The following is a 22,209-nucleotide window of genomic DNA, read 5'->3' as shown; positions in this document are numbered from 1 at the left end:
CCTCAGGGCGGGCAGAGGCACTCGCCGCCCCGGAGGGCGCCCGCACTCACGTGCGTCGCAGCGTGCGCGTCGCTCCCGCCGCCACCGTTGTCGCCAGGATCCAGCCCAGGAGGATGAACGCCGCCGACAGCCACTGCCAGCCGCCGCGCAGTTGCCAGAAGCCCGCCTGGCCCAGGTCGATCACCGGGAGCAGCAGGTCCAGGGCGAAGAGCGCCGGGTTCCAGTCCGGGTGCTCGCCCGCCTTCAGGGGCGGATGGTCCGCGCGGGCGAAGGCCACCGAGCCGGCCGCCCACAGCACGGCCATCCAGACCGCCGCCCGGCCCGGGCGGTACCCGTAGGCGACCGTCCAGTCCTGCGCGTACCCCCACAGCTTCGCGGCGAGCGGCAGGCTCTCGCGGCGCCGGCGCTGCTTGGCGAGCAGCACCTCGCGGGCGTCCTCGTCCGCCCCGCTCTCCCGCAGCACGGCCGCCAGCCGCTCGTACGGCTCCGGGGTGTACTCCGCGCTCGCCGCGTCCACCCAGCGCAGCCGCAGCGCCAGCGGGAACGGGCCGCGCGGCACCAGGTTCTCGTAGGCGAAGCCGCCCATGTGCAGCCGTCCCGGGCCCGGCCAGCTGTCCGCGCGGTCCATCAGGTTCACCACCCGCGCCCCTGACAGCACCACCCGCCCCCGCTCCGGCCGCCGCCCGAGGAACCGCAGCTCCGGCGTCTGCACCCGGCGCAGCGACAGCTCCTGCTCGTCGGTGAAGGTGAACTCGGCCCCCTCGAAGTCGACGGCGTCCCCGAACCGTCCGTCGTCCAGCCGGATCCCGCCCTCGCACTCGAAGCGCTGGATACGCGTGCCCCGCGCGGGCGTCATGCCGCTGCGGGCGTGCGCCCCCACCCCGGCCGGGGTCAGATACAGCGAGCGCTCCACGGTCAGCTGCGGCGCGTTCAGCGCGAGCCGGGCGCGCGGGTTGACCAGCCGGGCGCCGCGCAGGCTCAGCGAGACGCCGATGGTCGCGCCGCGCAGGCTCAGCTCGCCGTACGACTCCAGCATCTCCGCCTGGAGGTCCTGGCCGACGCTCATCCCGTCCCCGGCGATGGAGCGGCCGCTGCGGTCGCGGTGCACGACCGCCTGGTTGAGCAGCAGGTCCGTGCCGATGCGGGCGTCGGTGAGCCGTATGCCGCCCAGGAAACGGCAGCGCGGCAGATGCAGATCGCCCTCGGTGTGCAGCCGGGCGGCCTCCAGCCGGGGTATGGAGCAGTCCACCAGCCGCATCGTGGTGAACCGCGCCTCCGGCAGCAGCACGTCCCGCTCGAAACGGCAGTCGCGCATCTCCACGTACGGCACGACCGTGCCCCCGGCGAGGTCCAGTGTGCCGCTGATCCGCACCCCGGCCAGCTTCAGCGAGGAGACGCGGCCGGCCAGCGCGGGCGGGCCGTCCAGCAGCAGCCAGCACACCACCCGGGCCCGCACCGTGCGCTCGGGTCCCCAGGGATGGCCTCCGTGCGGGTCGTCGACCACCGTGTCACCGCTGCTCAGGTCGTACACGCTGCCGTTGCGGAAGGCCTGCCACATGCCCGCCTCCGCGGCGGTCAGGTCCTCCGGCGGCTCGCCGTCGCGCGGTCCCGCCCCCTCGGCCACGGAACTCCCCTCCTCCTCATCACTCACCGGTTCATCGCGTCGTACAGCCGTTCATGCCCGGTCCGGTGACCTGCTGAACACGCAAAGTGAAGAAGATCTTGGTATTGAGTGCGGACCGTCACGACAAGCGTGATGTATCAGCCATTGGAACGGGCCGTCGTCCTCCGGGGCGGGTCTGAGAGAATTGGGCACGTGATCTCGCGAATCGACCTGCGCGGCGACGCCCTCCCCGAGGGCCCCGCCCTGCGTGACCTGCTGCCCCGTGCCGACTTCGACGTCGCGGCCGCCCTGGAGAAGGTGCGGCCCATCTGCGAGGACGTGCATCATCGCGGCGACGCGGCGCTGATCGACTTCGCCGAGCGCTTCGACGGCGTGAAGCTGGACCAGGTCCGGGTGCCCGCCGCCGCGCTGGAGCGCGCGCTGGAGGAGCTCGACCCGGCCGTGCGCGCCGCCCTGGAGGAGTCGATCCGCCGGGCCCGCCTCGTCCACCGCGCACAGCGCCGCACCACCCACACCACCCAGGTCGTGCCCGGCGGCACGGTCACCGAGAAGTGGGTGCCGGTCGACCGCGTCGGGCTGTACGCGCCCGGCGGCCGGTCCGTCTACCCGTCCTCCGTGATCATGAACGCGGTGCCCGCGCAGGAGGCCGGCGTCCCGTCGGTCGCGCTGGCCTCCCCGGCCCAGGCCGAGTTCGGCGGCCTGCCGCACCCGACGATCCTCGCCGCCTGCGCGCTGCTCGGCGTCGACGAGGTGTACGCGGCCGGGGGCGCCACCGCCGTCGCGATGTTCGCGTACGGCACCGAGTCCTGCCCGCCCGCGAACATGGTGACCGGGCCCGGCAACATCTGGGTCGCCGCCGCCAAGCGGTACTTCACCGGCAGGATCGGCATCGACGCCGAGGCAGGACCGACGGAGATCGCGATCCTCGCGGACTCCACGGCCGACCCGGTGCACGTCGCCTCCGACCTGATCAGCCAGGCCGAGCACGACCCGCTGGCCGCCGCCGTCCTGGTCACCGACTCCACCGACCTCGCGGACGCGGTGGCCAAGGAGCTGGAGCCCCAGGTCAAGGCCAGCAAGCACGTCGAGGAGCGGATCGCGCCCGCCCTGAGCGGCAAGCAGTCCGCGATCGTGCTGGTCGACGGCGTCGAGGAGGGACTGCGGGTCGTCGACGCCTACGGCGCCGAGCACCTGGAGATCCAGACCGCCGACGCCGCCGCGGTCGCCGAGCGCGTGCGCAACGCGGGCGCGATCTTCATCGGCCCCTGGTCCCCGGTCTCCCTCGGCGACTACGCGGCCGGATCCAACCACGTGCTGCCCACCGGCGGCTGCGCCTGCCACTCCTCGGGCCTGTCCGTGCAGTCGTTCCTGCGCGGCATCCACATCGTCGACTACACGGAGGACGCCCTCGCCGAGGTCGCCCACCACGTGGTCACGCTGGCGGAGGCGGAGGACCTGCCCGCGCACGGCGCGGCGATCAAGGCCAGGTTCGGCTGGAAGGTGCCCGAGAACAAGTGAGCGACGTGAGCATCGACGACCTCCCCGTACGGGACGAGCTGCGCGGCAAGTCCCCCTACGGCGCGCCCCAGCTGGACGTTCCCGTACGGCTCAACACCAACGAGAACCCCTACCCGCTGCCCGAGCCGCTCGTCGAGCGGATCGCCGAGCGGGTCCGCGAGGCCGCCCGGAACCTCAACCGCTACCCCGACCGGGACGCGGTCGAGCTGCGCACCAGGCTGGCCGAATACCTGACGAAGACCACCGGCCACCCGGTCGCCCTGGAGAACGTCTGGGCGGCCAACGGCTCCAACGAGGTCATCCAGCAACTGCTGCAGACCTTCGGCGGCCCCGGCCGCACCGCGCTCGGCTTCGAGCCGTCGTACTCGATGCACGCGCTGATCGCGCGCGGCACCGGCACCGGCTGGATCTCCGGCCCGCGCAACGAGGACTTCTCCCTCCACCTGCCCGCCGCCGAGAAGGCGATCGCGGAGCACCGGCCCGACGTCGTCTTCGTCACCACCCCCAACAACCCCACGGGCAACGCGGTCCCCGCCGACGCCGTGCGCGCCCTGTACGACGCCGCGCAGGCCGCGAGGCCGTCGATCGTGGTCGTCGACGAGGCGTACGTGGAGTTCAGCCACGGGGACTCGCTGCTGCCGCTGCTCGACGGCCGCCCCCACCTGGTGATCTCCCGCACCATGTCCAAGGCGTTCGGTGCCGCCGGACTGCGCCTCGGCTACCTCGCCGCGCACCCCGCCGTCGTCGACGCCGTCCAGCTGGTGCGGCTGCCGTACCACCTGTCGGCGGTCACCCAGGCGACCGCGCTGGCCGCCCTCGAGCACACCGACACCCTGCTCGGCTACGTCGAGCAGCTGAAGGCGGAGCGGGACCGGCTCGTCGCCGAACTGCGCTCCCTGGGCTACGAGGTGACCGACTCCGACGCCAACTTCGTCCAGTTCGGCCGCTTCCAGGACTCCCACGCCGTATGGCGGCAGATCCTCGACCGGGGCGTCCTGGTCCGGGACAACGGCGTACCGGGATGGCTGCGGGTCACCGCGGGCACCCCGGCCGAGAACGACGCGTTCCTCGACGCGGTACGTGAGATCAAGAAGGAGCACAGCGCATGACCCGCGTAGGACGCGTGGAACGCACCACCAAGGAAACCTCCGTGCTCGTCGAGATCGACCTCGACGGCACCGGGAAGACCGAGATCTCCACCGGGGTCGGCTTCTACGACCACATGCTCGACCAGCTCGGCCGGCACGGTCTGTTCGACCTCACCGTGAAGACCGAGGGCGACCTGCACATCGACTCCCACCACACCATCGAGGACACCGCCCTCGCGCTCGGCGCCGCCTTCAAGCAGGCCCTCGGCGACAAGGTGGGCATCTACCGCTTCGGCAACTGCACGGTCCCGCTGGACGAGTCCCTCGCCCAGGTCACCGTCGACCTCTCCGGCCGCCCCTACCTCGTGCACACCGAGCCCGAGAACATGGCGCCGATGATCGGCGAGTACGACGTGACGATGACCCGGCACATCCTGGAGTCCTTCGTCGCCCAGGCGCAGATCGCCCTCCATGTGCACGTGCCCTACGGGCGCAACGCCCACCACATCGTGGAGTGCCAGTTCAAGGCCCTCGCCCGGGCCCTGCGCTACGCGTCCGAGCGCGACCCGCGCGCCGCCGGCATCCTGCCCTCCACGAAGGGCGCCCTGTAGACCATGAACGGACTGTCCACCGTCCTGATCGTCGTCGGTCTGTTCTTCGTCGGCGGGATCATCTCCTTCGTCAAGCAGAAGATGCCCAAGAGCCTGATCACGCTGATGTCCGTCGGCGCCGCCCTGTGCATCGTCACGGGCCTGCTGCAAATGGAGGTGTGACACCTTGAGCACCGCCAAGAAGGTCGTGATCTTCGACTACGGCTTCGGCAACGTCCGTTCCGCCGAGCGCGCCCTCGCGCGCGCCGGGGCCGACGTCGAGATCACCCGCGACTTCGACAAGGCGATGAACGCCGACGGGCTGCTGGTCCCCGGCGTCGGCGCCTTCGCCGCCTGCATGAAGGGCCTCAAGGAGGCCCGCGGCGACTGGATCGTCGACCGCCGCCTGTCCGGCGGCCGCCCCGTCATGGGCATCTGCGTCGGCATGCAGATCCTCTTCGCCCGCGGCATCGAGCACGGTGTGGAGGCCGAGGGCCTCGACGAGTGGCCCGGCTCCGTCGAGCCGCTCCAGGCCGACGTCGTCCCCCACATGGGCTGGAACACCGTGGACGCCCCTGAGGGCTCGAAGCTGTTCGCCGGCCTGGACCAGGACGCGCGCTTCTACTTCGTGCACTCCTACGCCGTCCACGACTGGTCGTTCGAGGTCACGAACGCGTCCATGGAGCCCCCGCTCGTCACCTGGACCACCCACGGCAAGCCCTTCGTGGCCGCCGTGGAGAACGGCTCCCTGTGGGCCACCCAGTTCCACCCCGAGAAGTCCGGCGACGCCGGCGCCCAGCTCCTCACCAACTGGATCGGAACCCTGTAGAGACATGGCCACGCTCGAACTCCTCCCCGCCGTCGACGTCCGCGACGGCCAGGCCGTCCGCCTCGTGCACGGCGAGTCCGGCACCGAGACCTCCTACGGCTCGCCGCTGGAGGCCGCGCTCGCCTGGCAGCGCTCCGGCGCCGAGTGGCTGCACCTGGTCGACCTGGACGCCGCGTTCGGCACCGGCGACAACCGCGAGCTGATCGCGGAGGTCGCCAAGGCGATGGACATCAAGGTGGAGCTGTCCGGCGGCATCCGCGACGACGACACCCTCGCCGCCGCCCTGGCCACCGGCTGCACCCGCGTCAACCTCGGCACCGCCGCCCTGGAGACCCCCGAGTGGGTCGCCAAGGTCATCGCCGAGCACGGCGACAAGATCGCCGTCGGCCTCGACGTGCGCGGCACCACCCTGCGCGGCCGCGGCTGGACCCGCGACGGCGGCGACCTCTACGAGACGCTGGACCGTCTCGACAAGGAGGGCTGCGCCCGCTACGTCGTCACCGACATCGCCAAGGACGGCACCCTCCAGGGCCCCAACCTGGAGCTGCTGAAGAACGTCTGCGCCGTCACCGACCGCCCGGTCGTCGCGTCCGGCGGGGTGTCCTCCCTGGACGACCTGCGGGCGATCGCCGGCCTGGTGCCGCTGGGCGTCGAGGGCGCCATCGTCGGCAAGGCCCTGTACGCCAAGGCCTTCACCCTGGAAGAGGCCCTGGAGGCTGTGTCCCGATGACGTCGGAAGCCGTGCGGCGCGTGCAGAGCGGGAATCCCTGGGAGGAGACCCTCGGCTCGGCGCGCGCCGTCGCGGCCGGCGACCTCGTCCTGGTCGCGGGCACCACCGCGTTCCGGGGCGACGTGCTGTACGGGGAGGGCGACCCGTACGAACAGGCCAAGGTGGCCTTCACCTGCGCGCTGGAGGCGGTCGCGGAGTTCGGGCTCGACGCCGGGTCCGTGATCCGCACCCGCATCCATCTCGCCCACGCGCGGGACGTCGACGAGGCCTGCCGCGCGCACAAGGAGCTGTTCGACGCGGTCCGTCCGGTCACCACGCTGCTGGTGGTCGAGGGCTTCGTCGACCCGCGCGTACTGGTCTCAGTGGAACTCGAAGCATTCAGAGGAGCCGTGGATTCATGACCCTGGCGGTCCGAGTCATCCCCTGCCTGGACGTGGACGGCGGCCGGGTCGTCAAGGGCGTCAACTTCCAGAACCTGCGCGACGCGGGCGACCCCGTCGAGATGGCGAAGGTGTACGACGCCGAGGGCGCCGACGAGCTGACGTTCCTGGACATCACCGCGTCCTCCGGCAACCGCGAGACCACCTACGACGTGGTCCGCCGCACCGCCGAGCAGGTGTTCATCCCGCTCACCGTGGGCGGCGGCGTGCGCACCGCCGAGGACGTCGACAAGCTGCTGCGGGCCGGCGCCGACAAGGTCGGCGTGAACACCGCCGCCATCGCCCGGCCCGACCTCATCCGGGAGATCGCCGAGCGGTTCGGCCGCCAGGTGCTCGTCCTCTCCGTCGACGCCCGCCGCACCGAGGCGGGGACCTTCGAGGTCACCACCCACGGCGGCCGCCGCGGCACCGGCATCGACGCCGTCGAGTGGGCGCACCGCGCCGCCGAGCTGGGCGCCGGCGAGATCCTGCTGAACTCCATGGACGCCGACGGCACCAAGGACGGCTACGACCTGGAGATGATCGCCGCCGTGCGCAAGCACGTCACGGTCCCGGTGATCGCCTCCGGCGGCGCCGGCAAGCTCGCCGACTTCCCGCCCGCGGTCGCCGCCGGCGCGGACGCGGTGCTCGCCGCCTCGGTGTTCCACTTCGGCGACCTGCGCATCGGCGAGGTCAAGCAGACCCTCAGGGACGCCGGCCACCCGGTGCGGTGAGCCTCAGCCGAGCGGCTGCGTGAGCTGGACCAGATTGCCGACCGTGTCGTCCAGCAGCGCGGTCAGCACCGGGCCCTGCTTCTCCGGCTCCCGGACGAAGTGGACGCCCTCCCCGCGCAGCCGCTCGAACTCCGCCCGCAGGTCGTCCACGGAGAACACGATCACCGGCAGCCCCGCCTCCCGCACCGCGCGCCGGTAGGGCTCCGCGATCGGCCCGTCGCCCGGCTCCAGCAGCAGCTCCAGGTCCGGCTGGGCGCCCTCACGCGCCCCCACCGTGACGAACGGCTTGCCGCCGCCCGGGTCCACATGGGTGCGGGTCTCGAAGCCGAGCACCCCGGTGTAGAAGGCGTGCGCCTTGGCCACGTCCTCCACGTACACACTCGTCATGGCGACCTTGATCACGAGCCGTGCCTTTCCGGAGCCGGTCAGATGCCGAGCTGCTTGGTGGCGCGCAGCTGGGCGATCGCGTTCTCGTCGCCGTCCATCTCCACCTTCGCCGCGCCCGTCCGGCCGTACGCGAACAGCACCAGTTCGGACGGCTCCCCGGTCACCGTCACCACCGGCGTCCCGCGGCGCGCCACCGTCGTCTGCCCGTCCGGACGGCGCAGCACCAGACCGGTCGGCACCCCGCGGCCCATCAGCCGCGCGGAACGCTCCAGGCGCGACCACAGGGCGTCCTGGAACACCGGGTCCAGCTCGCGCGGCGACCAGTCGGGCTGCGCCCGGCGGACGTCCTCGGCGTGGACGTAGAACTCGATCACGTTCGACATCTCGTCGACCTGCTTGAGCGAGAAGGGGGAGAACCGCGGCGGGCCCGTGCGGATCAGCCGGATCAGCTCGTCGTACGGCTTCGCCAGGAACTCCGCCGTGACCCGCTCCAGGCGCGGCGCCAGCTGCTTCACCAGGATGCCGCCCGCCGCGTCCGGACGGCGCTCGCGCACCACCACGTGCGCGGCCAGGTCCCGGGTCTTCCAGCCCTCGCAGAGGGTGGGCGCCTCAGGGCCCGCGGTCTCCAGCAGGTCGGCCAGGAGGAGTCGTTCACGCTTGGCATGGGTCGACATGACGGCCAGCCTACGGCGGGCCGTCACGTCCGGACAGTGGACGACGGCGCGGGGGGACGTGCCCCGCGCGGCACAATGGTTTCCATGACCAGCACCCCCCGGCCCAGCAGCCTCGACCCGGAGCTCGCCGCGCGCCTCAAGCGCACCCCCGACGGACTCCTCCCCGCGATCGCCCAGCAGTACGACACCGGCGAGGTGCTGATGCTGGGCTGGATGGACGACGAGGCGCTGCACCGCACCCTCACCACCGGCCGCTGCACCTACTGGTCGCGCAGCCGCCAGGAGTACTGGGTCAAGGGCGACACCTCGGGCCACTTCCAGTGGGTGAAGTCGGTCGCGCTGGACTGCGACGCCGACACCGTGCTGGTGAAGGTCGACCAGGTGGGCGCCGCCTGCCACACCGGCGACCGCACCTGCTTCGACGCCGACGTGCTGCTGAAGGACGCCGGTACCGGCGTGCCCGCCGACGGTCAGTAGGGTCTGCCGCCATGGACCTCGAGACGTTCCGCAAGCTCGCCACCGACCGCCGGGTCGTCCCGGTCACCCGCAAGCTCCTCGCCGACGGCGACACCCCGGTCGCGCTCTACCGCAAGCTCGCCGCAGAGCGCCCCGGCACCTTCCTGCTGGAGTCGGCGGAGAACGGGCGCTCGTGGTCCCGCTACTCCTTCGTCGGCGTCCGCTCCGCCGCCACCCTCACCGAGCGCGGCGGACAGGCCCACTGGGAGGGCACCCCGCCGGTCGGCGTGCCCCTCGACGGCGACCCGCTCGCCGCGCTGCGCGCCACCCTGCAGACCCTGCACACCCCGCGCGACCTCGCCCAGGACCTCGGCCTGCCGCCCTTCACCGGCGGCATGGTCGGCTACCTGGGCTACGACGTCGTGCGTCGCCTGGAGAAGATCGGCCCCGGCGAGCGGGACGACCTGAAGCTGCCCGAGCTGACCATGCTGCTCACCAGCGACCTCGCCGTCATGGACCACTGGGAGGGCTCCGTCTGGCTGATCGCCAACGCGATCAACCACAACGACCTGGAGACCGGCGTCGACGAGGCCTACGCGGACGCCGTCGCCCGCCTCGACGCGATGGAGGCGGACCTCGCCCGCCCGGTCGCCCAGCCCCCGGCCGTGCTGCCCCCGTCCGAGCTGCCCGAGTACACCGCGCTGTGGGGCGGCCCCGACTTCCGGGCGGCCGTGGAGGACGTCAAGGAGCGCATCCGCGCCGGCGAGGCCTTCCAGGTCGTGCCCTCGCAGCGGTTCGAGACGCCCTGCACGGCGAGCGCCCTGGACGTCTACCGGGTGCTGCGCGCCACCAACCCGTCGCCGTACATGTACCTGTTCCGGTTCGACGGCTTCGACGTGGCCGGCTCGTCCCCCGAGGCGCTGGTGAAGGTCGAGGACGGGCAGGCGATGGTGCACCCCATCGCCGGCACCCGGCACCGCGGCGCCACCCCGCAGGAGGACCAGGCGCTCGCCGACGAGCTCCTCGCCGACCCCAAGGAGCGCGCCGAGCACCTGATGCTCGTCGACCTCGGCCGCAACGACCTCGGCCGGGTCTGCGAGCCGGGCTCCGTCGAGGTCGTCGACTTCATGTCGATCGAGCGCTACTCGCACGTGATGCACATCGTCTCCACCGTCACCGGACGGGTCGCCGCCGACCGCACGGCCTTCGACGTGCTCACCGCCTGCTTCCCGGCCGGCACCCTCTCCGGCGCGCCCAAGCCCCGCGCGATGCAGATCATCGACGAGCTCGAGCCGTCCCGGCGCGGCCTGTACGGCGGCTGCGTCGGCTACCTCGACTTCGCCGGGGACTCCGACACGGCCATCGCCATCCGCACCGCCCTGCTGCGCGACGGCACCGCGTACGTGCAGGCCGGGGCGGGGATCGTGGCCGACTCCGACCCGGTCGCCGAGGACACCGAGTGCCGCAACAAGGCGGCCGCGGTGCTGCGCGCCGTGCACACCGCGAACCGGCTGGGTGACGGCTGACACAGCCCCCCGGATGCCGCGCGGGCCGGGGTCCGGGCCATAGTGGAGGGCGTGACTGCCGTACCCAGCCCCCGTTCCGAGCCCGCCGGCCCCTCCCGGACCGGCCGTACGAGCCTCGCCGCCGCCCTGCTGAGCGGCGCCCTCGGCGCGGCCGTGGCCCTGCTCGCCACCCGGCAGGAGTGGTCGGAGGGCACCGCGACGGTGGCCGGCGGCGCGTTCCCGCTGACCGCCAAGGGCAGTGACGTCACCGGCGTGCCCGCCGCCCTGGCCGTCGTCGGGCTCGCCGCCCTGGTCGCCGTCTTCGCCGTGCGCCGCGCCGGACGGCTCGCCGTCTCCGCCGTACTGGCCCTCTCCGGGGCCGGCACGGTCGCCGCCGCGTTGCTCGGCGCGTCCGACTCCACCGCGCTCGACGAGAAGGCCGCGCAAGCCTCCGGGGACGCCTCCGCGACCGTCGGCGCCCTCTCCCACACCGCCTGGCCGTACGTCGCCGCCGTCGGCGGACTGCTGCTGCTGGCCGCCGGACTGCTCGCGCTGCGCTACGGACGTCTGTGGCCCGCGATGTCCGGCCGTTACGAGCGGGCCGGCGCCCCGCGCCCGCGCCGCTCGGCCGCTCCCGCCGACCCGGACCGCCCCGAGGAGCTCTGGAAGGCCCTCGACCGAGGTGAGGACCCCACCGGCGCCTGAACCGCGCAACCCGCCCACGGCCGACCCCGGCGCACGGCGGCCCGGCGTGTGCGGGACAATGGGGACGAGCGTCCCGCTCACCCACGCACACGGCAACGAGGAGCAAGCAATGGCGGGCAGCAGCCACGGTCACACCCCGGCCGCCTGGACCGGTGTCATCATCGCCTTCATCGGTTTCTGCGCCGCGGGCGCGTTCATGGTGATGGACCGGCCCGTGGGCTTCTGGGCCAGCATGGGCGTCGTTCTCCTCGGCGGCGTGGTCGGCGCCGTCATGCGCTCGATGGGCCTCGGCCAGCCGAAGCGCGACCACCCGGTGCACGAGACCACCGGCGACCGCGAGCCGGCCCGCGCCCAGGGCTGAGCCCCGCGGACCACTCCGTACGGGGGCGGTGTCCGGCGTGAGCCGGGGCCGCCCCCGCGGCGTGTACGGGGGACAATGCCTGGCGTGAACGCCCCGAGCCCCCACGCGGTCCCCGGCCGGGCGGCCCGGCTGGCCGTCCCCGCCGGCCTGCTCGCCGCCGTCGCGGCGGCCTTCGCCTACGTCACCGCCGTCGACCCCAACGAACCCGGGCACTACCCGGTCTGCCCGCTGTTCGGCCTCACCGGCCTGTACTGCCCGGGCTGCGGCGGGCTGCGCAGCGCCCACGCCGTCGCCCACGGCGACCTCGCCACCGCCCTCCAGGCCAACGCCCCCGCCGTCCTCGGCTACGCCGTCTTCGCCGTGCTGTGGACCGTCTGGGTGATCCGCGCGGCGCGCGGCCGGCCGATGCGCGTCGACCCGCCGCCCGCGGTGCTGTGGACGGCGGGCGGACTGCTGCTGGTGTTCACGGTGCTGCGGAACACGCCGTTCGGCGGCTGGCTGCATCCGTGAACACCGCTGATCGTCCAGGTACTGGACGCCGCGACAGCCGGATGCGGGGCATTCGCCCTGCTCCGGATACCATCGCAGGGACCAGCCAAGCCCGACCGTCAGGAAGGGGGCCGCTCGCGTGAGTGTGCTCGACGAGATCATCGACGGAGTCCGTGCCGACCTCGCGGAGCGGCAGGCGCGCGTCAGCCTCGACGAGCTCAAGGAGCGCGCGGCCAAGGCCCCCGCCGCCAAGGACGGCGTGGCCGCCCTGCGCGGTGACGGCGTCAAGGTGATCTGCGAGGTCAAGCGCTCCAGCCCGTCCAAGGGCGCGCTCGCCGCGATCGCCGACCCGGCAGGCCTCGCCGCCGACTACGAGGCGGGCGGCGCCGCCGTCATCTCCGTCCTCACCGAGCAGCGCCGCTTCGGCGGTTCGCTGGCCGACCTGGAGGCCGTCCGCGCCAAGGTCGACATCCCGGTGCTGCGCAAGGACTTCATCGTCACCTCGTACCAGCTCTGGGAGGCCCGCGCGTACGGCGCCGACCTGGCGCTGCTGATCGTGGCCGCCCTGGAGCAGTCCGCCCTGGAGTCGCTCATCGAGCGCGCCGAGTCCATCGGCCTCACCCCGCTGGTCGAGGTGCACGACGAGGACGAGGTCGAGCGGGCGGTGGACGCCGGCGCCAAGGTCATCGGCGTCAACGCGCGCAACCTGAAGACCCTCGAGGTCGACCGCGGCACCTTCGAGCGGGTCGCCCCCGAGATCCCGGCGCACCTCGTGAGGGTCGCCGAGTCCGGCGTGCGCGGCCCGCACGACCTGATCGCCTACGCCAACGCGGGCGCGGACGCCGTCCTGGTCGGCGAGTCCCTGGTGACCGGCAAGGACCCCAAGACGGCGGTCGCCGACCTGGTCGCCGCAGGCGAGCACCCGGCCCTCCGGCACGGCCGCTGAGACCTCGCTAGGCTGACCCCCGATGACGCTCTCCCGACTCGCCCGAGGCTGCAGGCCCCGCGGCTGCCGAGCCCCGGCCCGCCGGGTCCACGGCCGCAGGGTCCGCTACGTCATCGGCGACGAACCGGGCCAGGTGAACGGCAGACGATGGCAGCGCCCCGACAGGGGCGCGGGGAACTGCGCGACCGCCCACGACGGCCCCGAAGCGGCCTGACGACCCCCGCCCTTCCAGGGCGCGGGGCTCCGCCGATCTGCGGCTCAGCCGCGTGGGCGCGACACGCCGCAACGGGCCCGCACACGCCCGAAAACCCCGCCCCCACGGCGCTCGTGTCGTCCACACACTCACCGTGAGGTACTCCCACATGCCCAGCACCTTCTTCATCCCCGACCCGGAGGGCCGAACCCCCTCCACGGCAGGCTACTTCGGCGCCTTCGGCGGCAAGTTCATCCCGGAGGCCCTCGTCGCCGCCGTGGACGAGGTCGCCGTCGAGTACGACAAGGCCAAGCACGACCCCGAGTTCGCCCGCGAGCTCGACGACCTCCTGGCCCACTACACCGGCCGCCCCAGTGCCCTCACGGAGGTCCCTCGCTTCGCGGAGCACGCCGGCGGCGCCCGGATCTTCCTCAAGCGCGAGGACCTCAACCACACCGGTTCGCACAAGATCAACAACGTGCTGGGCCAGGCCCTGCTGACCAAGCGCATGGGCAAGACCCGCGTCATCGCCGAGACCGGCGCGGGACAGCACGGCGTGGCCACCGCCACCGCCTGCGCCCTGTTCGGCCTGGAGTGCACGATCTACATGGGCGAGATCGACACCCGGCGCCAGGCCCTCAACGTGGCCCGCATGCGCATGCTCGGCGCCGAGGTCGTGGCCGTGAAGTCCGGCAGCCGCACCCTCAAGGACGCCATCAACGAGGCGTTCCGCGACTGGGTCGCCAACGTCGACCGCACCCACTACCTGTTCGGCACCGTCGCGGGCCCGCACCCCTTCCCGGCGATGGTCCGCGACTTCCACCGCGTCATCGGCGTCGAGGCCCGCCGCCAGCTCCTGGAGAGCGCCGGACGCCTGCCCGACGCCGCGGTCGCCTGCGTCGGCGGCGGCTCCAACGCCATCGGCCTGTTCCACGCCTTCATCCCCGACGAGAGCGTCCGCCTGATCGGCTGCGAGCCGGCCGGACACGGCATCGAGACCGGCGAGCACGCCGCCACCCTCACCGCCGGCGAGCCCGGCATCCTGCACGGCTCCCGCTCCTACGTCCTCCAGGACGACGAGGGCCAGATCACCGAGCCGTACTCGATCTCCGCCGGCCTGGACTATCCCGGCATCGGCCCCGAGCACGCGTACCTCAAGGACAGCGGCCGCGGCGAGTACCGCGCGGTCACCGACGACGCCGCCATGCAGGCCCTGCGCCTGCTGTCGCGCACCGAGGGCATCATCCCGGCCATCGAGTCCGCGCACGCCCTCGCCGGCGCCCTGGAGGTCGGCAAGGAGCTGGGCAGGGACGGGCTGATCGTCGTCAACCTGTCCGGGCGCGGCGACAAGGACATGGACACCGCGGCCCGCTACTTCGGGCTGTACGACACGGACGCCGAGGTCGAGGAGAACGCCTCCGGCACCGCCGAGATCGAGGGGGACGCCAAGTGAGCGGGAACGTGCGGCTGCTGAGCGACACCCTCGCCGCGGCGAAGGAGGAGGGCCGCTCCGCCCTCATCGCCTACCTCCCGGCCGGGTTCCCGACCGTGGACGGCGGCATCGAGGCGGTCAAGGCGGCGATCGAGGGCGGCGCGGACGTCGTCGAGGTGGGGCTGCCGCACAGCGACCCCGTCCTGGACGGCCCGGTCATCCAGACCGCCGACGACATCGCCCTGCGCGGCGGCGTGCGCATCGCCGACGTGATGCGCACGGTGCGCGAGGCCCACGCGGCCACGGGCGCGCCGATCCTCGTCATGACCTACTGGAACCCCATCGACCGCTACGGCGTGGAGCGGTTCACCGCCGAGCTGGCGGAGGCCGGGGGCGCCGGGTGCATCCTGCCCGACCTGCCGGTCCAGGAGTCCGCGCTGTGGCGCGAGCACGCCGAGAAGCACGGTCTCGCCACGGTCTTCGTGGTCGCGCCCAGCAGCAAGGACGAGCGGCTCGCCGAGATCACCGCGGCCGGCAGCGGCTTCGTCTACGCCGCCTCCCTCATGGGCGTCACCGGCACCCGTGAGTCGGTCAGCTCGCAGGCCGAGGACCTGGTGCGGCGCACCCGCGCCACCACCGACATCCCCGTCTGCGTCGGACTCGGGGTGTCCAACCCGGCGCAGGCCGCGGAGGTCGCCCGGTTCGCCGACGGGGTGATCGTCGGCTCGGCCTTCGTGAAGCGGATGCTGGACGCGCCCGACGACGCCGCGGGCGTCGAGGCGGTCCGTGACCTCGCCGGTGAGCTGGCCAGGGGCGTGCGCGGGCAGGTGTGACGGGACCGGCCCGCCGTCCGCGGCGGGCCGCCGGGGTCCCTCGTACGGGTGGACCTGGGACCGGGGAGGCGCTGGGCGCCTCCCCGGTTCGTTCTGCGGGGTGTGAGCGACAAGAACCGTGAGGGAAAGCGCACCGCCCGGGAGCGGCTGGCGGCAGAGCGCGAGAAGCAGAAGACGGCGGAGAAGCGGCGCCGCACCCTGATCGTGGGCGCGAGCGTGCTCTGCGTCCTGGGGCTCGCGGCGGTGATCGGCGTCGTCGCCGCCAACTCCGGCGGGGACGACGAGAGCAAGGCGTCCGGCCCGCTGGTGGCGCCCTCGGGGGCCCAGGGCAAGGACGGCCTGGCCATCCCGGTCGGCAAGGAGGACGCCAAGGCCACCCTCACGGTGTGGGAGGACTTCCGCTGCCCCGCCTGCAAGTCCTTCGAGCAGATGTACCGCCCGACGCTGAACGAGCTGACCGGGGCCGGGAAGCTGAAGGTCGAGTACCACCTGGTCACGCTGATCGACGGCGGCCTCGGCGGCAGCGGCTCGCTGAACGCGGCCAACGCCGCCGCGTGCGCCCAGGACGCGGGGAAGTTCACCGCGTACCACGACGTGCTCTTCGAGAACCAGCCGATGGAGAGCGACGACGCCTTCTCCAGTGACAACAAGCTGTTCGACCTGGCGAGCAAGGTCGACGGCCTCGACACCCCCGAGTTCCGCACGTGTGTGGAGGACGGCACGCACGACAGCTGGGTGGTCAAGTCCAACGAGGCCTTCCAGAAGGGCGGCTTCAGCGGCACCCCGACGGTGCTGTTCGAGGGGCAGAACATCTACCAGGACCGCTCCATGACCCCCGAGAAGTTCAAGGAGATGGTGGAGAAGGCCGACAAGTCCTGAGGGACTTCGTCCCCGGGCCTGTTATGGAGCCGTAGCCGGGCTGCCTGCCGTGCGGGCGGCCCGGCACGGTAGCGTCGGTCCTGCCATGGAACTTGCCTACATTCCCAGCCCGTCGAGCGGGGTGCTGTACCTCGGCCCCGTCCCGCTGCGCGGCTACGCGTTCTGCATCATCATCGGCGTCTTCGTTGCCGTCTGGCTCGGCAACAAGCGCTGGATCGCCCGGGGCGGGCGGGCCGGCACGGTGGCGGACATCGCTGTCTGGGCCGTGCCGTTCGGCCTGGTCGGCGGCCGGCTCTACCACGTGATCACGGACTACCAGCTGTACTTCAGCGAGGGCCGTGATCCGGTGGACGCCTTCAAGATCTGGGAGGGCGGCCTCGGCATCTGGGGCGCCATCGCCCTGGGCGCGCTCGGCGCGTGGATCGGCTGCCGCCGCCGCGGCATCCCGCTGCCCGCGTACGCCGACGCCATCGCCCCCGGCATCGCGATCGCCCAGGCCATCGGCCGCTGGGGCAACTGGTTCAACCAGGAGCTCTACGGACGGGCCACCGACCTGCCGTGGGCGGTGGAGATCACCTCCTCCGCCGACGGCCGGATGCCGGGCACCTACCACCCGACCTTCCTGTACGAGTCGCTGTGGTGCATCGGTGTGGCGCTGCTGGTGATCTGGGCGGACCGGCGCTTCAGCCTCGGACACGGCCGCGCCTTCGCGCTGTACGTCGCCGGGTACTGCGCGGGCCGCTTCTGGATCGAGTACATGCGGGTCGACGAGGCCCACCACATCCTCGGCCTGCGGCTGAACAACTGGACGGCGGTCCTGGTCTTGCTGCTGGCGGTGTTCTACATCGTGCTGTCCGCGCGGAAGCGTCCGGGCCGGGAGGCCGTGGTCGAGCCGGGCGCGGGAGACGGCGAGGGCCCGGCGGCCGACGGGAAGACGACCGACGGCGACGCGACCGAGAAGGACGCCTCCGCCGAGGACGCGGCGACGGACGACGCCACGGACACGGACACCGACGCCGGGAAGCCCGACAAGCCCGGGAAGCCGGACACGTCCGAGGGGCCCGAGGCGTCCGCGGAGTCCGAGGCCGCCGAGGCGCCGGAGGAGTCCAAGGACGGGGCCGGGTCGGCCAAGAAGGCCTGACCGCCCGCCGTACACACGCCGAGGGCGCCCGGGAACATCCCCGGGCGCCCTCCGCGCGTCCGGGTCACCGCTTGTGCGCCAGCGCCAGCGTCCGGTGCGCCGCCGTCACCACCGCCGCGTCCACGAACGTGCCGTCCGGCAGCGCCTGCGCGCCCTGCGTGGCGGCCGCCGCCTTGAGGACCGTCTCCGCCTGCTCGATCTCCCGCTCCGTGGGCAGATACGCCCGCTCGATGACCGGGAGCTGGCGCGGATGGATCGCCGCCCTGCCCAGGAAACCCAGCCCGCGCCCGCGCACGCAGGACGCCTCCAGGCCCTCCAGGTCGCGGATGTCCGGGTGCACCGACTGGGCCGGGGGCGCCAGCCCCGCAGCGCGCGCCGCCACCACCACCCGCGCCCGGCACCAGTCGAGCCCGGCGTCCTCACGCACCCCCAGGTCGGCCCGCAGGTCCGCCTCGCCGAGCGCGATCCCGCGCAGCGCCGGGTGCGCGGTGGCCACGGCATGGGCGTGCTCGACGCCCAGCGCGGTCTCGAGCAGCGCGTACAGGGGCGGGGAGCCGCCGCGCGCGGAGACGGCCCGGCGGGCGACCCGCACCACGTCGGACGGGGAGGACACCTTCGGCAGGCGCAGCCCCGACAGGCCCGGAGCGGGGGCCAGCGCCGCCACGTCGGCCGGTCCCCAGGGCCCGGCGAGGGCGTTGACGCGGACGTGCACCGGCACCGGCTGCGGGTCGCGCAGCAGCTCGGCGGTGGCCGCGCGGGCGTACGCCTTGCGGTCCGGCGCGACCGCGTCCTCCAGGTCGACCACCACCACGTCCGCCCCGGCCGTCAGGGCTTTCGCCACCACGTCGGGGCGGTCGCCCGGGGCGTACAGCCAGGTCAGCGGGACGCTCTTCATACGGCGCCCTCCGCCCGCAGCTCCGCCAGGTCGGCCGGGGTGAGGCCCAGCTCGGTCAGCACCTCCTCGGTGTCCGCGCCGTGCGGGCGGCCCGCCCAGCGGACCGAGCCCGGAGTGGCGGAGAGCCGGAACAGCACGTTCTGCATGCGCAGCGGGCCCAGCTCCGGGTCGTCCACGGTGGTGATGGTGTCCAGCGCCTCGTACTGCGGGTCCGCCATGACGTCCCGCACGTCCTGCACCGGGGCGACGGCCGCCTCCGCCTTCTCGAACGCGGCCACCACGTCGGCGCGGCTGTGCCGGGCGATCCAGCCGCCGACCGCCTCGTCCAGCACGTCCGCGTGCCGGGCCCGGCCCTCGCCGGTCGCGAACCAGGGCGCGTCGATCAGGTCCGGGCGGCCCACCAGGACCATCACCCGCTCGGCGATCGACTGGGCCGAGGTGGAGACGGCGACCCAGGTGCCGTCGGCGGTGAGGTAGGTGCCGCGCGGGGCGTTGTTCTGCGACCGGTTGCCGGTGCGCGGCTGGACGTGGCCGAGCTGGTCGTACCAGGTGGGGTGGGGGCCGAGGGCGGCGAGGATCGGCTCGATCAGCGCCGTGTCGACCACCTGCCCCTCGCCCGTGCGGTCGCGGGCCGCGAGCGCCGTCATGATCGCGTACGCGGTGGTCAGGCCCGCGATCGAGTCGGCGAGGCCGAACGGGGGCAGGGTCGGCGCCGCGTCCGGTTCGCCGGTGAGCGCGGCGAAGCCGCTCATCGCCTCGGCGAGGGTGCCGAAGCCCGGCCGGTGCGCGTACGGGCCGAACTGGCCGAAGCCGGTGACCCGCGCCAGCACCAGCCGGGGGTTGGCCGCGGACAGCTCGGGCCAGCCCAGGTCCCACTTCTCCAGGGTGCCGGGGCGGAAGTTCTCCACGACCACGTCGGCCGTGCGCACCAGGCGCAGCAGGATGTCCCGGCCGCCCGGCGTGGACAGGTCCAGGGTGACGGTGCGCTTGTTGCGGCCGAGCACCTTCCACCACAGGCCGACGCCGTCCTTGGACGGGCCGTGGCCGCGTGAGGGGTCGGGCTTCCTGGGGTGTTCGACCTTGACGACGTCGGCGCCGAAGTCGCCGAGCAGGGTGGCCGCGAGGGGACCGGCGAAGAGGGTGGCGAGGTCCAGCACGCGCAGGCCGGCCAGCGGGGGAGCGGCGGGCGGCGCGGCAGGGGCGGCGGAGACCGGGTCGGGGGGAGTCATGGGCGGGACGCCTCCAGATGGGTGAGACGGGCCAGGGTGTCGAAGCCGGTGCCGTCGAAGTCGCCGACGGAGGTGGCCAGGCGGTTCTTCAGCGGGGCCGTCCAGCGCTCGGGGAGCGCGCGGGGCGAGCCGGCGAGCAGCCCGGCGACGCTCCCGGTGGTGGCGCCGACCGAGTCGGTGTCCCAGCCGCCGGACACCGCGCGGCAGATCGAGGCGGTGAAGTCCCCGTCGGCGTGGGTGAGGGCGGCGGCCAGCAGGGCGGTGTTGGGGACGGCGTGCACCCAGTGGTGGGTGGCGCCGTGCCGCTCGTGCAGCAGGTCGACGACGGTGTCGAAGTCACGGTGCTCGCGGGCCAGCCCCACGGCGTCCCGCACGGCCCGGGCGAGCCGGGAGCGGGGCGGGACGACGGTGAGGCCGGTGCGCAGACAGGCGTGCACGTCCCGCTCGCCGCCCGCCGCCGCGGCGATGACGGCGGCGGTGAACATGGCCGCGTACACGCCGTTCGCGGTGTGGGTGAGGGCGGCGTCCCGGTACGCCTGCTCCGCCGCGCCGCCAGGGTCGCCCGGGTTGGTCCAGCCGTGGACGTCGGCGCGGATCAGGGCGCCGATCCACTCGCGGAACGGGTTGCGGTGGCGGGCGGTCAGCGGCGGTTCGAGCCCGCAGAGCAGGTTGCGGCAGGCGATGCGCTCGGCGGTGAAGGTGCGGCCCGCGGGCAGCTCGTCGAGCCAGACCCGGGCCACGTCGGCGGTGGTGAAGCGGCGGCCGTGGCGGCGCAGCACCAGCAGGGCGAGCAGCGGGTAGTTGAGGTCGTCGTCCTCGGGCATGCCGTCGATGTTCTCGGCGAGGGAGGTGGCGGCGGAGCGCCGGTTCCAGGGGTGCTCGGCCAGCAGCTCGTCGGGGACGCCCCGGGCGGTGAAGAAGCCGCTCAGCGGCCAGTTGCCGGCGGCGCGGGCCAGGGCGCGGATGGCGTGGAGGGGCAGCTTCTCCACCGGCTTGCCCAGCAGACAGCCGGCCGCCCGCCCGAGCCAGGCCGCCTCCAGCCGCGCCTCGAACACGGGTCCGTCCCAGGCGGCCGGGGCGCCGGGGGAGAGGGGCCACTCGGGGCACAGTGCCTGGATGGCGGGGAGGTCGGATGGCTCGTCGTCGGCGAGCGTGCCGGGCAGCTCGGCCAGCTCGTCCAGCAGGTCGCAGGCCAGCAGCCGCAGATAGCGGGACACCGGGCGCGGGGAGGCGCCGGCGGTGAGCGGGGCAGGGGGACCGCCCGCCGCGTGCCAGCGGGCGGCGACCGCGGACGCCTCCCGGCCGTCCAGCGCGGCCTGGCGCAGTTCGTGGCCGACGAGGTCCTCGGGCTGGACCCAGGTCAGTCGGAGCATCCGTTGCCTCCGAGCCGTGCGAACGCCCGCTCGTGGGCGCGGCGGCGTTCCACGTCCCGGGCGAAGACCTCCCGGGCCACCGCGGTGAGCGTGGCGGCCGGCTCCCACAGGTCGAGGCGGCTGGCCTCCGCCACGGTCTTGGCCCATTCCTCGGGCACCGGTGAGCCGAGCGCGCCGGTCACCGCCCCGGCCATCGTGGCGATGGAGTCGCAGTCGCGGCCGTAGTTCACCGCGCCCAGCACGGCGTGCCGGAAGTCGCCGCGGGCCGCCACCACCATGCCCAGGGCGACCGGGAGTTCCTCGATCGCGTGCAGCCGGGACGGACGCCGGGCGCCCAGCGAGGGGGAGCGGTAGTCGGGCCCGACGGTGTCGTACGGGGCGACCGCCTCGCGCAGCGGACGCAGCGCGGACTCGACGTCGGTGTGCTTCGACGCCTCCTCGCAGACCCTCTCGACCGCCTCCCGTGTGCCGTCCTTCGCCAGCGGCAGACACGCGGCGACGACCGAGTCGGGGGTCGCGTCCGGCGCGCAGGCCGCCGCCACGGCCGCCGCGAACACCCCGGCCGCCTCCCTGCCGTACGACGACTGGTGGGCGCCCGCCACGTCCAGGGCCTCGGCGTACGCGGCGGCCGGGTGGGCGGCGTTGACCAGGCCGACCGGGGCCATGTACATCGCGGCGCCGCAGTTGACGATGTTGCCCACGCCCGCCTCGCGCGGGTCGACGTGCCCGTAGTGCAGCCGCGCCACCAGCCACTTCTCGGCGAGGAAGATCCGGTGCAGCGGGATCGTCTCCGCCTCCAGCTCCGGGATCCAGCGCGGGTTGGTCATCAGGTCCGGGACCAGGTGGTCGGCGACCGCGTACGCGTCCAGGTGGTCGCGGACCGTCGCGTACACCCGGACCAGGGCGTGGGTCATCAGGGTGTCGTCGGTGACGTGCCCGTCGCCCTTGTGGTACGGCGCGATCGGCCGGGCGGTGCGCCAGTCGGCGCCGTGCCACGGGCCGACGACACCGTGGACGCGGCCGCCGTGGCGCTCGGCGATCTGCTCGGGGGAGTACCCCTCGACCGGGCCGCCGAGGGCGTCCCCGACGGCCGCCCCGACCAGCGCCCCGGTGATCCGCTCGTCCAGGGAAGGGGTGTCTGCGGTGTTTTCGGCATCTTCGGTGGCTTCGTAATTCATG

General features: G+C 73.6%; 26 protein-coding genes. 19 read left to right on the top strand and 7 right to left on the bottom strand.

Translation table 11 applies throughout. The features are described 5' to 3' along the window. Nucleotides 1-46 precede the first annotated feature (46 nt). On the bottom strand, nucleotides 47-1,624 hold the full coding sequence (locus tag AY578_RS08315; protein ID WP_019525450.1) for a hypothetical protein: 1,578 nt from the start codon (nucleotides 1,622-1,624) through the stop codon (nucleotides 47-49). A 192-nt stretch (nucleotides 1,625-1,816) separates the two neighbouring features. On the opposite strand from AY578_RS08315, the gene hisD reads away from it, so the two are divergent. Genes hisD through hisF form a run of 8 tightly spaced genes read left to right on the top strand, consistent with a single transcriptional unit; the run spans nucleotide 1,817 to nucleotide 7,532 of the window. Further along, nucleotides 1,817-3,142, top strand: coding sequence for a histidinol dehydrogenase (gene hisD / locus AY578_RS08310; RefSeq protein ID WP_019525451.1), 1,326 nt, complete (start codon nucleotides 1,817-1,819; stop codon nucleotides 3,140-3,142). Further along, nucleotides 3,139-4,251: a histidinol-phosphate transaminase gene (locus AY578_RS08305; protein ID WP_215048678.1), complete on the top strand. Its 1,113-nt coding sequence runs from the start codon at nucleotides 3,139-3,141 to the stop codon at nucleotides 4,249-4,251. Before hisD ends, AY578_RS08305 begins: the two co-directional genes overlap by 4 nt. Further along, complete coding sequence (hisB, locus tag AY578_RS08300; protein WP_019525453.1) at nucleotides 4,248-4,841, top strand: imidazoleglycerol-phosphate dehydratase HisB; 594 nt, start codon at nucleotides 4,248-4,250, stop codon at nucleotides 4,839-4,841. The genes AY578_RS08305 and hisB overlap by 4 nt, the downstream gene beginning before the upstream one ends. Before the next feature lie 3 nt (nucleotides 4,842-4,844). Further along, entirely contained in the window at nucleotides 4,845-5,003 is a 159-nt protein-coding gene (locus tag AY578_RS08295; RefSeq protein ID WP_019525454.1) for a CG2302 family histidine operon protein, read from the top strand. A 4-nt stretch (nucleotides 5,004-5,007) separates the two neighbouring features. Then, nucleotides 5,008-5,649 (top strand): imidazole glycerol phosphate synthase subunit HisH, encoded by a 642-nt coding sequence (hisH, locus tag AY578_RS08290; RefSeq protein WP_258902218.1) that lies wholly within the window; start codon nucleotides 5,008-5,010, stop codon nucleotides 5,647-5,649. Nucleotides 5,650-5,653: 4 nt separating this feature from the next. Then, the gene (gene priA, locus AY578_RS08285) at nucleotides 5,654-6,379 is read left to right on the top strand and encodes a bifunctional 1-(5-phosphoribosyl)-5-((5-phosphoribosylamino)methylideneamino)imidazole-4-carboxamide isomerase/phosphoribosylanthranilate isomerase PriA (protein ID WP_019525456.1); all 726 of its coding nucleotides are present in this window, start codon (nucleotides 5,654-5,656) and stop codon (nucleotides 6,377-6,379) included. Then, a complete protein-coding gene (locus AY578_RS08280) occupies nucleotides 6,376-6,780 on the top strand; it encodes a Rid family hydrolase (protein WP_019525457.1) in 405 nt (134 codons plus the stop codon). Before priA ends, AY578_RS08280 begins: the two co-directional genes overlap by 4 nt. After that, on the top strand, nucleotides 6,777-7,532 hold the full coding sequence (gene hisF, locus AY578_RS08275) for an imidazole glycerol phosphate synthase subunit HisF (protein WP_136237756.1): 756 nt from the start codon (nucleotides 6,777-6,779) through the stop codon (nucleotides 7,530-7,532). Before AY578_RS08280 ends, hisF begins: the two co-directional genes overlap by 4 nt. 3 nt (nucleotides 7,533-7,535) lie before the next feature. Here the strand turns inward: hisF and AY578_RS08270 are convergent, their stop codons facing one another. Then, complete coding sequence (locus tag AY578_RS08270; RefSeq protein WP_019525459.1) at nucleotides 7,536-7,934, bottom strand: VOC family protein; 399 nt, start codon at nucleotides 7,932-7,934, stop codon at nucleotides 7,536-7,538. Between the two features lie 23 nt (nucleotides 7,935-7,957). After that, a complete protein-coding gene (locus AY578_RS08265; protein ID WP_019525460.1) occupies nucleotides 7,958-8,593 on the bottom strand; it encodes a TIGR03085 family metal-binding protein in 636 nt (211 codons plus the stop codon). Between the two features lie 75 nt (nucleotides 8,594-8,668). Here AY578_RS08265 and hisI point away from each other — a divergent pair, with 75 nt between their 5' ends. From hisI to lgt, 11 genes are all read left to right on the top strand, one after another. After that, nucleotides 8,669-9,070, top strand: a complete 402-nt coding sequence (gene hisI / locus AY578_RS08260; RefSeq protein WP_026243920.1) for a phosphoribosyl-AMP cyclohydrolase — start codon at nucleotides 8,669-8,671, stop codon at nucleotides 9,068-9,070. An 11-nt stretch (nucleotides 9,071-9,081) separates the two neighbouring features. Next, entirely contained in the window at nucleotides 9,082-10,575 is a 1,494-nt protein-coding gene (locus AY578_RS08255; protein ID WP_136237755.1) for an anthranilate synthase component I, read from the top strand. A 42-nt stretch (nucleotides 10,576-10,617) separates the two neighbouring features. After that, nucleotides 10,618-11,259, top strand: coding sequence for a TIGR02234 family membrane protein (locus AY578_RS08250; protein ID WP_026243921.1), 642 nt, complete (start codon nucleotides 10,618-10,620; stop codon nucleotides 11,257-11,259). Between the two features lie 109 nt (nucleotides 11,260-11,368). After that, nucleotides 11,369-11,620 carry an HGxxPAAW family protein gene (locus AY578_RS08245; protein ID WP_019525464.1) on the top strand — a complete coding sequence of 84 codons (252 nt, stop codon included), beginning with the start codon at nucleotides 11,369-11,371 and terminating at the stop codon, nucleotides 11,618-11,620. A 75-nt stretch (nucleotides 11,621-11,695) separates the two neighbouring features. Next, the gene (locus AY578_RS08240; RefSeq protein WP_026243922.1) at nucleotides 11,696-12,130 is read left to right on the top strand and encodes a DUF2752 domain-containing protein; all 435 of its coding nucleotides are present in this window, start codon (nucleotides 11,696-11,698) and stop codon (nucleotides 12,128-12,130) included. 118 nt (nucleotides 12,131-12,248) lie between these two features. Further along, entirely contained in the window at nucleotides 12,249-13,055 is an 807-nt protein-coding gene (gene trpC, locus AY578_RS08235; protein ID WP_019525466.1) for an indole-3-glycerol phosphate synthase TrpC, read from the top strand. A 22-nt stretch (nucleotides 13,056-13,077) separates the two neighbouring features. Further along, nucleotides 13,078-13,269, top strand: a complete 192-nt coding sequence (trpM, locus tag AY578_RS08230; RefSeq protein WP_078504606.1) for a tryptophan biosynthesis modulator TrpM — start codon at nucleotides 13,078-13,080, stop codon at nucleotides 13,267-13,269. A gap of 148 nt (nucleotides 13,270-13,417) precedes the next feature. Then, nucleotides 13,418-14,701, top strand: a complete 1,284-nt coding sequence (gene trpB / locus AY578_RS08225; protein WP_136237754.1) for a tryptophan synthase subunit beta — start codon at nucleotides 13,418-13,420, stop codon at nucleotides 14,699-14,701. Next, a complete protein-coding gene (trpA, locus tag AY578_RS08220; protein ID WP_019525468.1) occupies nucleotides 14,698-15,513 on the top strand; it encodes a tryptophan synthase subunit alpha in 816 nt (271 codons plus the stop codon). The genes trpB and trpA overlap by 4 nt, the downstream gene beginning before the upstream one ends. A 102-nt stretch (nucleotides 15,514-15,615) precedes the next feature. After that, nucleotides 15,616-16,392 (top strand): DsbA family protein, encoded by a 777-nt coding sequence (locus AY578_RS08215; RefSeq protein ID WP_161232051.1) that lies wholly within the window; start codon nucleotides 15,616-15,618, stop codon nucleotides 16,390-16,392. An 85-nt stretch (nucleotides 16,393-16,477) separates the two neighbouring features. Continuing rightward, complete coding sequence (lgt, locus tag AY578_RS08210) at nucleotides 16,478-17,533, top strand: prolipoprotein diacylglyceryl transferase (RefSeq protein WP_136237752.1); 1,056 nt, start codon at nucleotides 16,478-16,480, stop codon at nucleotides 17,531-17,533. Nucleotides 17,534-17,597: 64 nt separating this feature from the next. On the opposite strand, the gene AY578_RS08205 is transcribed toward lgt, so the two are convergent. Genes AY578_RS08205 through AY578_RS08190 form a run of 4 tightly spaced genes read right to left on the bottom strand, consistent with a single transcriptional unit; the run spans nucleotide 17,598 to nucleotide 22,208 of the window. Next, nucleotides 17,598-18,428 (bottom strand): HpcH/HpaI aldolase/citrate lyase family protein, encoded by an 831-nt coding sequence (locus AY578_RS08205; RefSeq protein WP_136237751.1) that lies wholly within the window; start codon nucleotides 18,426-18,428, stop codon nucleotides 17,598-17,600. Then, complete coding sequence (locus AY578_RS08200; RefSeq protein ID WP_161107328.1) at nucleotides 18,425-19,657, bottom strand: CaiB/BaiF CoA transferase family protein; 1,233 nt, start codon at nucleotides 19,655-19,657, stop codon at nucleotides 18,425-18,427. Before AY578_RS08200 ends, AY578_RS08205 begins: the two co-directional genes overlap by 4 nt. Further along, complete coding sequence (locus AY578_RS08195) at nucleotides 19,654-21,030, bottom strand: ADP-ribosylglycohydrolase family protein (RefSeq protein ID WP_136237749.1); 1,377 nt, start codon at nucleotides 21,028-21,030, stop codon at nucleotides 19,654-19,656. Before AY578_RS08195 ends, AY578_RS08200 begins: the two co-directional genes overlap by 4 nt. After that, complete coding sequence (locus AY578_RS08190; RefSeq protein WP_258902215.1) at nucleotides 21,018-22,208, bottom strand: ADP-ribosylglycohydrolase family protein; 1,191 nt, start codon at nucleotides 22,206-22,208, stop codon at nucleotides 21,018-21,020. Before AY578_RS08190 ends, AY578_RS08195 begins: the two co-directional genes overlap by 13 nt. Nucleotide 22,209 lies beyond the last annotated feature (1 nt).

This window comes from Streptomyces thermocarboxydus, from assembly GCF_024760485.1.
Classification (GTDB): domain Bacteria; phylum Actinomycetota; class Actinomycetes; order Streptomycetales; family Streptomycetaceae; genus Streptomyces; species Streptomyces cellulosae.
This window is presented reverse-complemented; position numbering and strand designations above follow the sequence as displayed.

What these genes read in the sequence shown, in the direction of transcription:
- lgt (WP_136237752.1), top strand. Translation starts at nt 16,478, where the DNA reads ATGGAACTTGCCTACATTCCCAGCCCGTCGAGCGGGGTGCTGTACCTC.
- trpM (WP_078504606.1), top strand. Translation starts at nt 13,078, where the DNA reads ATGACGCTCTCCCGACTCGCCCGAGGCTGCAGGCCCCGCGGCTGCCGA.
- trpB (WP_136237754.1), top strand. Translation starts at nt 13,418, where the DNA reads ATGCCCAGCACCTTCTTCATCCCCGACCCGGAGGGCCGAACCCCCTCC.
- AY578_RS08295 (WP_019525454.1), top strand. Translation starts at nt 4,845, where the DNA reads ATGAACGGACTGTCCACCGTCCTGATCGTCGTCGGTCTGTTCTTCGTC.
- AY578_RS08195 (WP_136237749.1), bottom strand. Translation starts at nt 21,030, where the DNA reads ATGCTCCGACTGACCTGGGTCCAGCCCGAGGACCTCGTCGGCCACGAA.
- AY578_RS08265 (WP_019525460.1), bottom strand. Translation starts at nt 8,593, where the DNA reads ATGTCGACCCATGCCAAGCGTGAACGACTCCTCCTGGCCGACCTGCTG.
- hisF (WP_136237756.1), top strand. Translation starts at nt 6,777, where the DNA reads ATGACCCTGGCGGTCCGAGTCATCCCCTGCCTGGACGTGGACGGCGGC.
- AY578_RS08205 (WP_136237751.1), bottom strand. Translation starts at nt 18,428, where the DNA reads ATGAAGAGCGTCCCGCTGACCTGGCTGTACGCCCCGGGCGACCGCCCC.
- AY578_RS08200 (WP_161107328.1), bottom strand. Translation starts at nt 19,657, where the DNA reads ATGACTCCCCCCGACCCGGTCTCCGCCGCCCCTGCCGCGCCGCCCGCC.
- AY578_RS08190 (WP_258902215.1), bottom strand. Translation starts at nt 22,208, where the DNA reads ATGAATTACGAAGCCACCGAAGATGCCGAAAACACCGCAGACACCCCT.
- priA (WP_019525456.1), top strand. Translation starts at nt 5,654, where the DNA reads ATGGCCACGCTCGAACTCCTCCCCGCCGTCGACGTCCGCGACGGCCAG.
- AY578_RS08240 (WP_026243922.1), top strand. Translation starts at nt 11,696, where the DNA reads ATGCCTGGCGTGAACGCCCCGAGCCCCCACGCGGTCCCCGGCCGGGCG.
- AY578_RS08280 (WP_019525457.1), top strand. Translation starts at nt 6,376, where the DNA reads ATGACGTCGGAAGCCGTGCGGCGCGTGCAGAGCGGGAATCCCTGGGAG.
- AY578_RS08245 (WP_019525464.1), top strand. Translation starts at nt 11,369, where the DNA reads ATGGCGGGCAGCAGCCACGGTCACACCCCGGCCGCCTGGACCGGTGTC.
- AY578_RS08255 (WP_136237755.1), top strand. Translation starts at nt 9,082, where the DNA reads ATGGACCTCGAGACGTTCCGCAAGCTCGCCACCGACCGCCGGGTCGTC.
- hisB (WP_019525453.1), top strand. Translation starts at nt 4,248, where the DNA reads ATGACCCGCGTAGGACGCGTGGAACGCACCACCAAGGAAACCTCCGTG.
- hisI (WP_026243920.1), top strand. Translation starts at nt 8,669, where the DNA reads ATGGTTTCCATGACCAGCACCCCCCGGCCCAGCAGCCTCGACCCGGAG.